The following is a 14107-nucleotide window of genomic DNA, read 5'->3' on the forward strand; positions in this document are numbered from 1 at the left end:
TCATATCTTATTTAAATTGTCAAAACTGTTAAAGATAATGATAATCAAATAGAGGGGTAAGGAGGCGAGCGTCGCTCGCCTCCTTACCCCTCTCCTCCGCGCGATTATCATTTTCAATAAGATGATTTTGAGTATTTTAACTGATTGACAAAATACACTTTGTCTTAACCTCTCACGAATGCCACCGTACTCAGCCTTTAGCTCCCGCAATTGAAATTCTCAATCCCCTTGAACTGGCATCACTGTGCCAAAACGGGAGAATTGTACGCTAAGGAACTGATGCTAACCTCAACGCTATAAAAATCAGTTGTTTTGAGCAAATGGCACACCTGTATTTATCACTTTTGACTAGCTAACGCCTTTCTTTATGGTGCAGAGTACTGCCAATACTCTGCACCAATCAACTGAGGATAAACAGCCGCTCACGGGTGCTGTGAAAATGAGTGTCTAAGATGCTTGCTGGGTAAAGCTTTCAGCCTTAGCTTACAATTTTCCCGTTTTGGCACGGTGATGCCAACTCAAGATTTTAAAAGCTAAGTCTCCCAAACCACCCAAACTCCTCACAGTTAATTGGGCTGTCGAAGCGATCGCTCGTCTTGGCGGCTACCTAGAACATCGAAGCAAAACACCAATTGGTATCCAGGTACTGTGGCGAGGTTGGTTAAAATTGCATGACCTTTGTGAAGGTTGGCTGCTTGCAAAAGAGACTTAACGGGAAAAGTCAGGTTGTGTTATAACTTCTCTTCGAGCAGTATAAGGTTTATCCTTGTCAGTAATTAAGGAACCTCCTAGCTTCACTAATACTAATTCCATAATCAAATATTAAATGAGGAAAGACAAAAACTTATAAAAAACTAATCCTAGACAAAAAAAATCAAAATTGCTAATAATTTCAACACAATTTAACAAAACGCATGAAAGGGAACAGTAAATTTTGGTTACAAAATAATGCAAAATTTATGTTAAATCTGCGTTGCCAATGGATAGCTGAAGTTGGGATAATTTTTGTGGTTCTATCTTTAACTCTTTTATTAAACCTCAGATTACTTGAGAAAATTTATACTTAAATTTTCATGTTAAACTATTATTCGCTGTTTAACCTTTACCCTAAACCCAATGCCGAGTTAAAAATGCACAAAGCGAGCAGTATTGCGGTCAAGCCTGTTGTAAAGCACCGCAAACTACTACATACAATGGCGGCGATCGCCTTGTTAGTTGGAGCTAAAAGTTTTCAATGACTACAGGCTCAACTGGTTGGGCAATTTCAAAATTGAAAATTCGTGAATAAAAGTAAAGTTCTGCTGACAAAGAACGCTCGATGTTTGCGGCTTTGCGGAAACCATGTTGTTCACCCTCAAAAGCAATATAAGCCACTGGTACACCTTTTGTTCTTAGGGCTGTAACCATTGCTTCAGTTTGATTAGGCGGAACTACTCGATCTTCTAATCCCTGGAAAAAAATCATTGGGCAGTCTAGACGCTCACTAAAGTTAATTGGCGAGCGCTGTTGATAAATCTGACGCTGTTGTGGATAAGGGCCAACCAGACGATCCAAGTACCGTGATTCAAACTTATGTGTATCCCGAACTAAAGCTTCCAAGTCACTGACACCAAAATAGCTGGCTCCTGCTTTAAAAGTATCTCGGAAAGTTAACGCACAAAGCGTTGTGTAACCACCTGCACTCCCGCCGGAAATGGTTAGACGAGCGCCGTCTACATCTCCCCGTGACACTAAGTAACGCGCACCAAAAACACAATCATCCACATCTACAATTCCCCAGTTCCCAGAAAGCCGTTGCCGATACTCCCGCCCGTACCCTGTACTGCCACCATAATTTACATCCAAAACCGCTATTCCTCGGCTAGTCCAATACTGAATGTTAAAATTGAGGCTACTAGAAGTTGCTGCGGTGGGGCCACCGTGACTTTTGACAATCAAGGGCGGTTTTTCAGTCTCAGGAGCCGTATAGTCACGGTTTCGAGGTGAGTAGAAAAGAGCGTATGCTGTTTTGCCATCAGATGTTTCGTACTCAATAGCTTCAGGTAAAGAAAGATAACCAGCATCAATAGTTACATCACTAGAATACCGTAGTACTTCTAGCTCTTTAGTTGTCAGATCCAAACGGACAATTGCTGCTGATTGAGTTGGCGAGCTTGCGCGAAAAACTACCTGTTTCGAGGTGGCGTGGAGAGAGCTAATATCTGTGTAGGGCGTATTTATTAGTTCTAAATTACATGTTAGTGTATCAAGGCTTGCTAAATACTAAATGCCTTGCTGGGTATAAGTACAAATAATCTGGTTGGCAGACCCAAAAGCATAAGTGGACATCCCAAAATTCCATTGCGGCTGACCAAATTCTGCTTCCATTTGAGTTAGCGCTTCTACATTTTCATCTTGCCAACGATATATATTCCACCAACCTGTACGATCAGAAACGAAATACAACTTACCATCTGGCGACCACTGTGGCTGAAAAATAGACTCATCTAAATTCCCAGCAATTTTTTGAGTATTTCCCAAAGAACCATCTGCCTTTAATTCCCCAACCCATAGTTCAGTCCCATCCCAAGGCATATTAGGATGGTTCCAAGTTAGCCAAGCTAAACGTGAACCATCCGGGCTAAGGCGAGGCGAAGCATAAAAGTCATTTCCAGATACTAATAGTTGGATTTTATGATCTCCGTCTAGTTCCACGCCGACTAAACTATTACTCGCCTCCTTTGTTACATCTGTGTGATCTTCATACACACAAATAATTCGGTTGTTTTGACGATCAAAAACACCGTCTGCATAGCGTGTGGCAGCTTTTGGGGTGATGGCTTGCGGCTCTCGATCGCTCTGGTGACAATATAGGCGTTGGTCAATAAAGTTGGAAAAGTAAACAGTGCCATTCACCACAAGAAAGGAACTGCCACCATATTCATGTACACGAGTACGCACATTGAAGCCACTAGGCGTAAGGCACTGAATTTCACCATTTGCACCCCGCCGCACTATGACATTTCTACCTGACTCTGACGGTCGTAGCTCGCTCCAGTAAATCTCTTCGCCACAGAGGGCAATTTGTCCCAACCCAATTGTACTTGCAGTAATCAAGTCTGTTGTTATCGGCGATCGCCAACATCCGTAAGACGCTACTTCATAAAATAGGGGACTTTTAAAGCGTTGTCTCTTGGTTTATACATAATTCGTTTGGTATGTAATATTCTTCAGCTAGGGTTTTGTGTTTTATGCAAAACTAACCAAAAATCTTGAAACTGCTGTCACCAAGAGTTAGCTGCCAGCATCAACACCATCCCAGATATAAGCAAGTCAAATGTCAAATGCGTATTTCGTTACATACATTAATTACATAGCGTAAGAAGCGTACTGCTTCAACAGCGCGGCTCACTTTGCTGCGATAAGAGGAACCATGCCGAATTTCACGGAGGTTAATTGCCTCTTGAATAAGTTGATGCCACTTTGGTGGAAGATGCACCAATGCATATCGACCAGCCTCCGTTTTGGAAAGGATTTCATGCTCTCTCAACACGTAAAACAGACGCAGAACGCCAAGCACAGCCCACTCAATACCACTATCTGTTAATAAATATGCTAATTTACTTGGCGCTCTTGTCCAACTCACCCAATAGCTGTTCAGATTTTCCTTCATCTTTCTTTGCAGCAGATTCCAATCAACTGTAAATGCAAGGTTTTCTGGCGGAAGTCCAATCAGATAAATGCCTCGATGTTTCAGCACCCACCAAGTGGCTTGGTTTATGTCATGATATCCAGCAGAGTGGAGAGCGCTGTCATGATAGTAGGGGTAAGGAGCAATTTCTGGTTGCTCCCGCCCGATATCTTCAAGAAGCAAATAACTTCCTTCTAGTTTCCACTGTGGGTAGCTCAGTTCTAGTTTTTTATGGACTGCTTTTAGTTTTTTTACCTCGGATGTTGTAGCCCGTCGTATGAGAATAGTAATAAAATCAATGTCACTCAAGTACGGGTTAAAGGCATTAAGTGCAATAGAACCATGAATATAAAAGCCTTCTATCAGACCTGGAAGTTCGATTTGTAATGACAACAAATAATCATTTAATACTGGACGAATACATTCTGGGATACGAGTATCCATATTTAATAAACCACATTACCTTTATTTTTAATCTTGCGCTCCCATTTAATAATAAAACCATCTTTATTGACAGGCTATCTGGCATCACGCTCCGCTTAAGTGCCCAAAAAGCAATCCACACCCATGCAACTTTCTGGCAATTTGTCTCTGATTCGCTAATAACTTCCTGTATTCTAGAATATCCGTTCTTTGTGGAGAGCCGAATGATTCCTATAGATATGAAACGACTCATCAAAAAAACCTCTAACCCAGTTCGCAAGAGAACAGAAGTAACCTCACCACCTACTGAACCCATTGACATGCCTGAGAGCCAAAATATTCCTGAACCAGTGATTGAACCAAATTCACCTGTGTACATTGAAGACTATGTTTCAGAACACTATCGCCCCCTACGTTCTGTTGGCAACTCTGGGTGGCAACCGTCTGACGTGTGGCGAGAGTTAAGAGTTGATAATTTTTGCGGGTAAATTAAGCTCTGACTGAATAAAAAATAATATATCATGCTAAATTACCTTCAAAAAAGCCATGAATGAAACCCTTACTAGATAAGAAAACTGAACATTATTTACTAGTTATTTATGAGGTTTAGCACTGATTCGGGCTTTTGAGCTTTATTGTCGAGCCTAGTTTTGATATCTAACTAATAATTTGGCATAACAACTACTGAAGAACCACAATTATTAAACCTTAATGCTCCTAAAAAATTTTCTAGAGGCATTAAGGTTTTGCTAATTTATAGAGTAGATATAGTGCTTGAATGAAAGTCTACATCCAGAGTAGTTAGTCAATTTCACCTTTGGGTAAAGAGCAAATGAATATTAAATGCAATTGTATGAAGATAAGGTTTACTAAATTAAATTGGCAATAATTGCTGATTATACACCTCTTGCAAGGCTCACTCCAATTGCGCTTTGCTTAACAATATTTACAAAAATACAAGCTCGTTTCAAATGTTCTAAAGTTCATATAAATGATTTATCAGTGAAGTTTTGGGCTACAAGTAAATACTCTGGAGAGGGATGTGCTAAAAATAGTTTTACGGCAAGTATGCTGTGGTTAACATCTATATATTTGTTAAGTATTGCACTTGGCATTTCAAGTCTAGATAATTCATTAAATTTAATTATTAGGGCAAGTCATGAACAAAAAATGGGCTATCAAACGAATCACAATAAATCTCGCATCAGTTGAAAGCGAAAAACTTGAACGATATTGTGCAATGACAGGTAGACCTGCAACTGATGTGATTCGGGAGTTGATTCGCTCTCTCTCCATAACCGAGTTGTCAGCGTCTGAACAGACTACACCTACCCTAAAATATGATGTTCCCATCCTGAAATAATGGCAATTGAATCACTTGGGTTTGTTTGGCGTTATCAAGGTTAGACAAAGAAATGCCCAGTAGCCTAATGCTGCGGTTCTCCAGGTCAATCGACTCAAACAATGCTTTGGCTATCTCAAAAATCGTATCAAGTTCACTGATAGGAGCAAGCATTGTTTTACTGCGGGTTATCTGATGATAGTCAGAAAACTTGATTTTCAGAGTTAACGTGCGACCTCGAGTTTCGTGCTGATCTAACCGTTGCTCGACGATTTGGGCAATCTGTTCGAGTTCTTGCAAAATCTGACCGACATCGCTTAAGTCCTGTGCAAACGAGGTTTCTGCACCAATTGACTTACGAACTCGATTTGCTTCAACTGGGCGGTCATCTTCTGCCCTGGCAATTCTGTAGTAATAATGACCAGCTTTACCAAAGTGGTGTGTTAACTCAGAAAGAGTCCGCACTTTCAAATCTGCGCCAGTATGAATGCCAAGCGAGTGCATTTTAGCCGCAGTCACCTCTCCTATACCGTGGAACTTCTCAATCGCTAGCTGCTCTACAAAGGCGATCGCATCCTCCGGTAAAATCACCGTCAGTCCGTTGGGTTTATTTTGACCGCATGCCATTTTTGCAAGGAACTTGTTAATCGACACGCCTGCGGTTGCCGTCAATCTCGTTTCCTCGAAAATCGCAGTTTTGATATGTCTTGCAATCGTAGAAGCGTAGGGGATGTTTTGCTTGTTTTCAGTAACATCCAGGTATGCTTCGTCTAGCGCAACCCCTTCCACTAAATCACTGTAGCGTTTGAAGATAGCGTGGATTGAAGTGGAAATCTCTCGATAAACGTCGAATCTCGGTCTGACAAAGATAAGTCCAGGGCATTTTGCAATTGCTGTTACTGACGGCATTGCTGAGTGAATGCCAAACTTACGAGCTTCATAACTAGCTGCTGCAACTACGCCTCGCTGATTCGGGCTGCCACCGACGACTAACGGTTTACCTCGGTAGCTAGGGTTGTCCCTCTGTTCCACCGATGCGTAGAAGGCATCCATATCAACGTGAACTATCTTTCTCACTTGAAAGCAGAGTGAAGCATTAGAAAGTTAGGCTAACCGGTGCTTAGTAAAATACTATATTACCAGTCTTATAGTACATTAGCACTACTTGGTTCAAATACCATATCTGCATTATTCCCCAACGAATTTCTGTTCTAACTCTTCAATTCGAGCCACAAGGGGAGCCATCATAGCTTCAACCTCGGTAGCAGAATAACGGATAGGTATGTGTTGAGAACAATTCTCACTCAAAGCTTCGACATGAAATAGAATAGCTCGCTCAACTTTTGCTGGATAGCCAGGGATGCGAAGTCGCTCAATTAAAGCACTATCCCCTTCAACATATTCTGCCTTACCCCAAACTTTGATACGTCTGCGTTGGCGGTAATCCATCAGGAACAGAAATGCTTTTGCTTCTCCTTCAAGGTTGCCTACGGTAATGTACTGCACATTCCCAGAAAAATCGGCGAATCCCAGCGTTTTCTCATTCAACACTTTCAGGAAACCGGGCGCTCCTCCACGAAACTGGATATAGGGATAGCCATTGGAACTGACTGTTCCCAAATAAAACCCATCCAAATGAGCAATAAATTCGGCAATTTCTAGTGTAATTGAATCATTGGCAGGGCCGTTGACAATGTAGCGTTCATAGGTTTGCCGTGATCCCCGTTGTGACTGCGCGGCTTCAACTTCAGGAGTAAAAGCAATTTCTCCAAATTTGCGTGGCATACTGCGCTCCTAAACTCTAGCAGGTTCTTCAATACCAATCATTCCAATAAAACCGGGGAGATGCTTGAGCCGTTCAATCCAGGCTTGAACATGAGCATAGGGTTCGAGAGAAATCTTACCATCGTTGGCGAGGGCGATGTATGGAAATACAGCAACATCGGCAATCGTAGGATGTCCCAACTCTAGCCATTCACCTTCTGCTAGATGATTATTAAGTTGTGTGAGGATAAACTCTGATTTTTGATTTACTCGTTCTAGATTGATGTCACTAGCTTTAAACAGGTGATATAAACGTGCCGATTCAGGGCCAAGCCGAACTTCTCCCGCAGTTGTAGATAACCAGCGAATTACACGACTCATCGGCTCTGGCTCCAGAGGCAACCACCCTTCTGTCCCATACTGTCGAGCTAAATAAACTAGAATTGCTTGAGCATCTGCCAATATAGTATTTCCATCAACCAAAACTGGCACTTGACCAAAAGAATTGAGTGCTAAAAATTCTGGCTGTTTGTGCGCTCCTCTAGGCAAATCAACTTTTACCCATTCGTAATCTAAGCCTAATAGCGACAACATTAGTTTTACTTTATAGCTGTTGCCAGAGAGTTCGTAACCGTAAAGCTGAATCATAGATTAATCCTTCACATGAGGTAAGAACGAACAAGTTTAATCACAGAAATTAAGTGACACTTCCTGTCTCATTTCTGTACCGTTCGTTCGGTATAGAATTACTGTACCGTTCGTTCGGTATAATGTCAATATCTATTTTTCTCAACTCTTACAATGCCCAAAGAAACATATATTCCATATCTCATACGGCTGTTTCGCCAATTCGGGTATGATGGCGCAACTCTATCTAAAATTTCTGAAGCTACTGGGCTTGGGAAAGCCAGCCTTTATCATCACTTTCCTGGCGGTAAGGATGAAATGGTTGAGACAGTGCTAGATTTTCTTCAACAGTGGTTAGCCCAAAACATCTTGACAGCACTTACCTCCCAAGGTGATGCGCTAACACGATTACAGAGGATGTGCCATCGCCTGAGCGAACTTTATGAAGGAGGACATCAACCCTGTATGTCTGCCATTTTATTAATGGGTTCAGCCCGTGATATCTTTCACACTAGAGTTAATGCTTTATTCTGTATCTGGATTAATGCGATTGCTAATGTTTTAATCGAAAGTGGTATGGATGAAGAACTCGCCAAATATCGAGGGGAAGATGCAGTGATTGCTATTCAAGGTTCCTTAATTTTGTCACAAGGGTTGAATGATCCATCTCCTTTTATGCGTGTTATTCAACAACTACCTAGACAACTTTGTACTCCAAAGCCAGGGCTACAAAAAGACGATTAATACTGACCATTTTTTGAATTCAAAATTCAAAATTCAAAATTCAAAATGAATAAGAAGAATAATTTTGAATTAATTATCCTCCGAGTCAAAGCCCCCACTGAATTCTTCTCTACGAGATGCTGCGCGAATGAATCAGTGGTCTACAAGACGCTCGCGGACTCGCTACCGCTACGCTATCAGTGGCGGGTTTCAAGCCCCCACTCATTGTAATTTTGAATTGATAATTTTGAATTTTGAATTGTTTTGACACGCTGGATGCTGGGCATATTGGCTATTAACGTAATCAATTAATGATTGGTTATCATCAAAAACGCACCATAGTCAATCACTCCAAAATCTACTTTCATCACTGCCGCTATCTCCTGATACGTCTTAATTAACCTGTCAGATAGTGCTGTTGACTGCTACTAACTTGGCGATTAAGAGAGACATCGTGTTTCGTGCTGATCTAACCGTTGCTCGACAATTTGAGCAATTTGTTCGAGTTCTTGTAACATTTGACCGACATCGCTTAAGTCCTGTGCAAATGAGGTTCTGCACCAATGGACTTGCGAACTCGATTTGCTTCAACTGGGCGGTCATCTTCTGCTCTGGCAATCTTGTAGTAGTATTGTCCTTCCCCAAACACTCACCCAGGTGGAAAGTGCTGCTATGAATATTGTTATATTTGTAGCGAATTTGCCGATATCATTATAGTGTTTATACTAGTTTAATTAAGCTAGGAAAGTGGGGAACGATGATCAAACTATCACATCTTCCGATTACTTTAGTGGGAATGCGCTTCGCTCTAGCTCCTTTACTAGTTCTCGATGCTTTAGACCATAGAACCAGTTTTTGGTTCATCATCGGTTATGTTATTGCCGTACTTTCAGACGTTTTTGATGGGATCATTGCCCGTCGCTTAAAGGTTAGTACAGCCCTCCTTCGTCAAGCAGATAGCTGGGCTGATATTTGTTTGTATTTGTGTGTGGCGATCAGTATTTGGTTAGTATATCCCCAAGTAATCATCAATTTTCGAGTACCTTTATTATCCGCGATTACTATCCAACTAATATTATTCACAATTAGTTTAATCAAGTTTCAGAAATTCCCTAGTTTCCATACCTACACTGCTAAAGCATGGGGATTAGCTCTACTTACGGCGACAGTCGGGTTATTTGGTTTTGGTTACGCGAACATTCTTTGGTTTGCAATCGCGCTTTGTTGGCTCAATAGTTTAGAAGAAATTGCCATGACGTTGTTGTTACCAACTTGGCAATGTGATATTTTGAGTATCTTTCATGCAGTGGAATTACGTAAAACATTGATGCGCTCACCAACCAGTCAGGACGGAGTGTAGCTCCGTGGGATTAAAACACTTACTCCGCAAAAATTTCCAGATATTACTACTGCTGGGTGCAATCTTACTCTTTTTCACAACTCCCTTACGTAATTTACTCAATCAAGAGATTCTCTCAGTCTGGTTGCAAAGATTAGGTATTTGGGCTGTTCCCTTATTTATCTCCACCTACGTATTGGTCACAGTCTTAGGTTTGCCGATAACAATTCATACATTAACTGGAGGCGTAGCTTTTGGTTTGGGATGGGGAAGCCTTTGGTCTACATTAGCCGCAACATTGGGAGCAGTAGGAGCATTTTGTCTGACTCGATACCTATTTCGAGATTGGGCAACAGCAAAATTCGCTCAAAATAAACTGCTGGAAAAATGGCATAAAGCACTCGAACGCAATCCCTTTTCTTTAGTTCTATCTCTACGCTTTGCTCCGATTGCTCCGTTTAATATTATTAACTTTTTATTGGCACTAACCACAATCAACCTGAAGATTTATACCCTTGCAACCTTCATTGGAGTAATTCCAGGCACGATTGCTTATACCTGGTTGGGTGCTTCTGGAAAAACTGCTTTACAAGGAAGCGATGCCTCCTCGTTTATACTCGCGTCGGTTTTTTTGGTATTTTTATCGGTGTCACCATTGTTATTTAAACCCTGGTGGAAGTAGTAGCGCTATGTTTTAGTTGAGCTATCAAAAATAGTAGTGCGACTTTATAATCTAATCATCTTGCGGTAATATGTGCGTTTTAGCCCCAAAACCTTTTATTTTCTCAATAAGCGCATAAAACTGTGAGAAAATTGACCTCGTAATTCATGCCAAATTTTGAATTGATCAAAGTCAATTTTATGAAAAAGAACTATGTTCTCCTGACTTTAGCCTTATTGATTTGCACTGCTGCGCCTCAAAAAGCTCTCTTCATGAGGTTTGGAAAACGGAAGAATATAAAGTGGTTTATCAAGAAGATCGTAATAAAACTGCCGTGTGGCGGTATGGTAGCGATGGAGTAATCTTCATTGATGGTTTAGCAGGAGTGTTCAATGACCGAGGTTCATACAATGGCTACTGGGTACAAAAGTCTTCATCGGTACGTTGCGATACCTATAGAGAAGGAGCAGATGGGAAACCTACTTATCATTGGGGCAGATTTAAAGTCACTTTCATTGATTCAAAATTCCCCTCCGGTTGGAAAGCTGATATTAGCCTTTGCGATCGCGATCCTGTAATGACTTTAAACGGTACACCTGTTACACAATGAATATCGACCGATTGCAAGAACTTAAGCAAAAACTGACGAATGACGCAGACTTGTCCGATATCTGGCTATTTTATATGGATCATTTTGCGGATCTGCCGAAATTCACTGACATGGGTGAGTCTGCCTATAATGAATATCTAGATGCTGTCCTCCAAAAAACTTGTCAGCAGATGTTTGATAGGGCAATAAAGATTAGTGACTTTTTGCTAATCTACATCACTCCATATCATTTATTTCATGGAGCTTTCTTTCTTGAAGGGCGTATTGGGGGTGTGATTTATTTCGAGGATATAAAAATTGGGTTAATTGCAGTGTCGGCAGATTATCCCCCTACCGATGCGGTTAAGTACTCACGTTTTACTGAGATGATTCAACTGTCGGCTCCTAATGGTAACGATTGCAATTGAGATTCACTTTAACAATAATACCCCGTTTGCTTTTCACCATTGCTGATACGAAATGGCTAATTATATTCGTAATGCGTCTATAATTTGATAACTTTGGGATTGAGTAACCTGCTCAATAATATTTGCTGCCTGTTTTACGCCACCTGCTTGTTGAATTGATTGCTGAATTTTTCGTGCATTATTTTTATAGGAATCTGTCGTTAATACCTGCTCTATTGTCGATCGCAGCGTGGAAACGCTAAGTTTTGGCAGAGAAAGCACTTCTCCAACTCCAGTTGAACGAATACGTGCGCCTGTCCCTGGTTGTTCAAAGGTAATGGGAATGGCTACCAAAGGTACACCCTAACTCAGGGAATCTAGTGTTGTATTCATCCCCGCATGGGTAATTGTCAGACTTGCTTTTGCCATGATATCTGGTTGGGGTGCATACTCGACTACTAAGGGACTTCCAGGTAGCGAACGCACTATTTCTTTCCTTATCCCACCCCCATGTGCAATTACCAGTTGTACATCTAATTCGGCACAAGCAGCAGCTATGCAACGAAATACCGTATGTTTACAGCGCTTCCCGCTATTATGCAAGCTAAAATAACTAGATCAAAAATGCCTTTTAAAAACTGTTATATTCTTGTAATAATTTAGAGCCAAAAAATCTTATGTTTAACTGTAAATAGCAGATTTAACTTTCAACGTGCCCTTTCTAATCAACTCCAAAAAGTTCTTTCTTTATATGAAACCATATTAGGATTAGTAAATTAGAAAGGGACGCTTGGACTCGATCACAAGGGGTAACTGCGTGGAGTTTGCTGCACGGTAATCCAATGATCAGTGGTGAATTCCTCAATCGCCCAATCACCACCAAAACGTCCTATCCCACTATTTTTTTCGCCACCAAAGGGAGCATTCGCTAGGTCGTTTACTGTCTGATCGTTGATATGCGTCATCCCCGCTTGCATTAAGCGTGCAAAGCGCAGCCCACGTCCCTCATCACGGGTAAATACGGCACTTGATAAGCCATATTCAGTATCATTCGCCACTTGTAATGCTTCTGCCCGATCACGAACTTTGATGATGGAGGCGATAGGCCCGAACATCTCCTCACGTGCCACTGACATCTGATTGTTGACATCGACAAAAACGTGTGGTGGAAGCATTAGTCCATCCGGGTCGCCACCAAGCAGTTGACGGGCACCTTCTTCATGCGCCTTCTGAATATGCTTGAGGTGTGAATTCAACTGAGCTTCATTAATGATCGGGCCGATATCAGTATCCGGATCGTTCGGGTCGCCCATCTTTAAATTGCGGACGCGATCAACAAAGCGATCGACAAACTCATCATGCACCCGCTCATCGACAATTAGCCGATTTATACTCATGCAGATTTGACCTGAGTTTAGGAACTTACCAAACACAGCAGCCTTTACCGCCAGTTCCAGATCGGCATCGTCTAAAACCACCAGTGGACTGTTACCCCCAAGTTCAAGCGAAGCCCGTTTCATGATCGGGCTAGTCATTGTCAGTTCCCCAATATGTCGGCCTGCTTTTGTCGAGCCAGTAAAGGTAATCACACGTGGGATAGGGTGGCTTACAAATGCATCTCCAATCTCACGGGCTGACCCTGCCACAACGCTAAACACGCCGGGAGGAAGTCCCGCTTCCTCGAATATCTTGGCAAAAATTAGACCACCCGTGACGGGAGTATTCGAGGGTGGTTTCAGGACTACCGCGTTACCTAGTGCAAGGGCAGGAGCAACCGAGCGATTCGCAAGGTTGAAAGCAAAGTCCCACGGACTGACTACAGCGACTACACCCACTGGACGGCGATAAACTCGGCTTTCTTTACCTGGAATATCAGAGGGGAGAATGCGTCCCTGGGCACTATAAGGAGCCGAAACAGCCTGTTCCATGACATCACGCGCCGCCTTCCATTCCAGCATTGCCTTCTTGCGTGGGCTACCTGCTTCCCGAATCGACCATGAAATCATCTCCTCTCGACGAGCATCCATAATCTCAGCTGCACGACGCATAATCAGCGATCGCTCACTCGGCAATGCCTCTGCCCATGCCACTTGAGTACGCTGTGCTTCTTGATAAGCATCTTCTAAGTCACGTTTGTCCGCCCCCAGGATTTCCATAATCACGTCTTGACGGTATGGATTGATGGGTTGCAATTTGTGTTCGGAACGGCCTGTAACCCAACGTCCCCCAATAAACAGGCGATCAAATCCTGTGTAAGGAACAGGCGAATTACTATGATTTGAACTAGTTGTACGGTTGGGTGTTGTAGTTGTCATTGAAAAAGCCTCATTAGTTTCAGTTGGGGTATTATTTAAAACATAATTTTTTGTGTTCTAGCTACGATCGCTTTTAAATTTATCGTCGTGGCTCAAGAGAATTTCTCTGTGAGGAAACTAAAGCTAGAAGACTTAACTTTTTAGCGTTGCTGAATCATGGGATGATTTCGCCCAATTGAGAACGAATTATCAATGGTTTCACCCGCCAATTCATCCCGCATTTATACAACGCCTGAATTCGCAAGAG

General features: G+C 42.0%; 18 protein-coding genes and 1 pseudogene. 10 read left to right on the plus strand and 9 right to left on the minus strand.

Annotated elements, in window-relative coordinates; translation table 11 throughout:
• Positions 1-514 precede the first annotated feature (514 nt).
• Positions 515-712 (plus strand): annotated as a pseudogene (locus V7K84_RS28955) (hypothetical protein); the annotation flags it as partial.
• Positions 713-1073: 361 nt separating this feature from the next.
• The gene (locus V7K84_RS28960) at positions 1074-1238 is read left to right on the plus strand and encodes a hypothetical protein (RefSeq protein WP_334843297.1); all 165 of its coding nucleotides are present in this window, start codon (positions 1074-1076) and stop codon (positions 1236-1238) included.
• On the opposite strand, the gene V7K84_RS28965 is transcribed toward V7K84_RS28960, so the two are convergent.
• The 3 genes from V7K84_RS28965 to V7K84_RS28975 form a co-directional block, all read right to left on the minus strand.
• The gene (locus V7K84_RS28965; RefSeq protein ID WP_334843299.1) at positions 1222-2121 is read right to left on the minus strand and encodes an alpha/beta hydrolase family protein; all 900 of its coding nucleotides are present in this window, start codon (positions 2119-2121) and stop codon (positions 1222-1224) included. The two genes, V7K84_RS28960 and V7K84_RS28965, sit on opposite strands and share 17 nt — an antisense overlap.
• Positions 2122-2262: 141 nt before the next feature.
• On the minus strand, positions 2263-3096 hold the full coding sequence (locus tag V7K84_RS28970) for a TolB family protein (RefSeq protein WP_334843301.1): 834 nt from the start codon (positions 3094-3096) through the stop codon (positions 2263-2265).
• Between the two features lie 223 nt (positions 3097-3319).
• Entirely contained in the window at positions 3320-4114 is a 795-nt protein-coding gene (locus V7K84_RS28975; protein ID WP_334843302.1) for an aminoglycoside adenylyltransferase domain-containing protein, read from the minus strand.
• Positions 4115-4317: 203 nt separating this feature from the next.
• On the opposite strand from V7K84_RS28975, the gene V7K84_RS28980 reads away from it, so the two are divergent.
• The 3 genes from V7K84_RS28980 to V7K84_RS28990 all read left to right on the plus strand — a co-directional run bounded on the left by V7K84_RS28980 (position 4318) and on the right by V7K84_RS28990 (position 5456).
• The gene (locus tag V7K84_RS28980; protein ID WP_334843304.1) at positions 4318-4581 is read left to right on the plus strand and encodes a hypothetical protein; all 264 of its coding nucleotides are present in this window, start codon (positions 4318-4320) and stop codon (positions 4579-4581) included.
• A 391-nt stretch (positions 4582-4972) separates the two neighbouring features.
• On the plus strand, positions 4973-5305 hold the full coding sequence (locus V7K84_RS28985; RefSeq protein ID WP_334843353.1) for a hypothetical protein: 333 nt from the start codon (positions 4973-4975) through the stop codon (positions 5303-5305).
• Positions 5253-5456 carry a CopG family transcriptional regulator gene (locus V7K84_RS28990; protein WP_190733635.1) on the plus strand — a complete coding sequence of 68 codons (204 nt, stop codon included), beginning with the start codon at positions 5253-5255 and terminating at the stop codon, positions 5454-5456. Before V7K84_RS28985 ends, V7K84_RS28990 begins: the two co-directional genes overlap by 53 nt.
• On the opposite strand, the gene dinB is transcribed toward V7K84_RS28990, so the two are convergent.
• The 3 genes from dinB to V7K84_RS29005 form a co-directional block, all read right to left on the minus strand.
• The gene (gene dinB, locus V7K84_RS28995; RefSeq protein ID WP_334843306.1) at positions 5427-6512 is read right to left on the minus strand and encodes a DNA polymerase IV; all 1086 of its coding nucleotides are present in this window, start codon (positions 6510-6512) and stop codon (positions 5427-5429) included. The genes V7K84_RS28990 and dinB overlap by 30 nt on opposite strands.
• A 111-nt stretch (positions 6513-6623) precedes the next feature.
• Entirely contained in the window at positions 6624-7220 is a 597-nt protein-coding gene (locus tag V7K84_RS29000) for a pyridoxamine 5'-phosphate oxidase family protein (RefSeq protein ID WP_334843307.1), read from the minus strand.
• Positions 7221-7229: 9 nt separating this feature from the next.
• Positions 7230-7847: a glutathione S-transferase family protein gene (locus tag V7K84_RS29005; protein ID WP_334843309.1), complete on the minus strand. Its 618-nt coding sequence runs from the start codon at positions 7845-7847 to the stop codon at positions 7230-7232.
• 153 nt (positions 7848-8000) lie between these two features.
• Between V7K84_RS29005 and V7K84_RS29010 the strand changes: the two genes are divergently transcribed.
• The 5 genes from V7K84_RS29010 to V7K84_RS29030 all read left to right on the plus strand — a co-directional run bounded on the left by V7K84_RS29010 (position 8001) and on the right by V7K84_RS29030 (position 11566).
• Complete coding sequence (locus V7K84_RS29010) at positions 8001-8570, plus strand: TetR/AcrR family transcriptional regulator (protein ID WP_114084678.1); 570 nt, start codon at positions 8001-8003, stop codon at positions 8568-8570.
• A gap of 736 nt (positions 8571-9306) precedes the next feature.
• Positions 9307-9909 (plus strand): CDP-alcohol phosphatidyltransferase family protein, encoded by a 603-nt coding sequence (locus V7K84_RS29015; protein WP_194143793.1) that lies wholly within the window; start codon positions 9307-9309, stop codon positions 9907-9909.
• 4 nt (positions 9910-9913) lie between these two features.
• Positions 9914-10570, plus strand: coding sequence for a TVP38/TMEM64 family protein (locus V7K84_RS29020; RefSeq protein WP_194143792.1), 657 nt, complete (start codon positions 9914-9916; stop codon positions 10568-10570).
• 280 nt (positions 10571-10850) lie between these two features.
• Positions 10851-11159 (plus strand): hypothetical protein, encoded by a 309-nt coding sequence (locus tag V7K84_RS29025; RefSeq protein WP_334843316.1) that lies wholly within the window; start codon positions 10851-10853, stop codon positions 11157-11159.
• Positions 11156-11566, plus strand: a complete 411-nt coding sequence (locus V7K84_RS29030; protein ID WP_334843318.1) for a hypothetical protein — start codon at positions 11156-11158, stop codon at positions 11564-11566. Before V7K84_RS29025 ends, V7K84_RS29030 begins: the two co-directional genes overlap by 4 nt.
• Positions 11567-11626: 60 nt before the next feature.
• Here V7K84_RS29030 and V7K84_RS29035 read toward each other — a convergent pair whose 3' ends face one another.
• The 3 genes from V7K84_RS29035 to V7K84_RS29045 form a co-directional block, all read right to left on the minus strand.
• Positions 11627-11899 (minus strand): glycosyltransferase, encoded by a 273-nt coding sequence (locus V7K84_RS29035; protein ID WP_334843320.1) that lies wholly within the window; start codon positions 11897-11899, stop codon positions 11627-11629.
• A 9-nt stretch (positions 11900-11908) separates the two neighbouring features.
• The gene (locus tag V7K84_RS29040) at positions 11909-12148 is read right to left on the minus strand and encodes a glycosyltransferase (protein ID WP_334843322.1); all 240 of its coding nucleotides are present in this window, start codon (positions 12146-12148) and stop codon (positions 11909-11911) included.
• A 197-nt stretch (positions 12149-12345) separates the two neighbouring features.
• On the minus strand, positions 12346-13860 hold the full coding sequence (locus V7K84_RS29045; RefSeq protein WP_334843324.1) for an aldehyde dehydrogenase family protein: 1515 nt from the start codon (positions 13858-13860) through the stop codon (positions 12346-12348).
• Positions 13861-14107 lie beyond the last annotated feature (247 nt).

Origin of the sequence: Nostoc sp. (assembly GCF_036917315.1) — a bacterium.
Taxonomy (GTDB): Bacteria; Cyanobacteriota; Cyanobacteriia; order Cyanobacteriales; family Nostocaceae; genus Nostoc.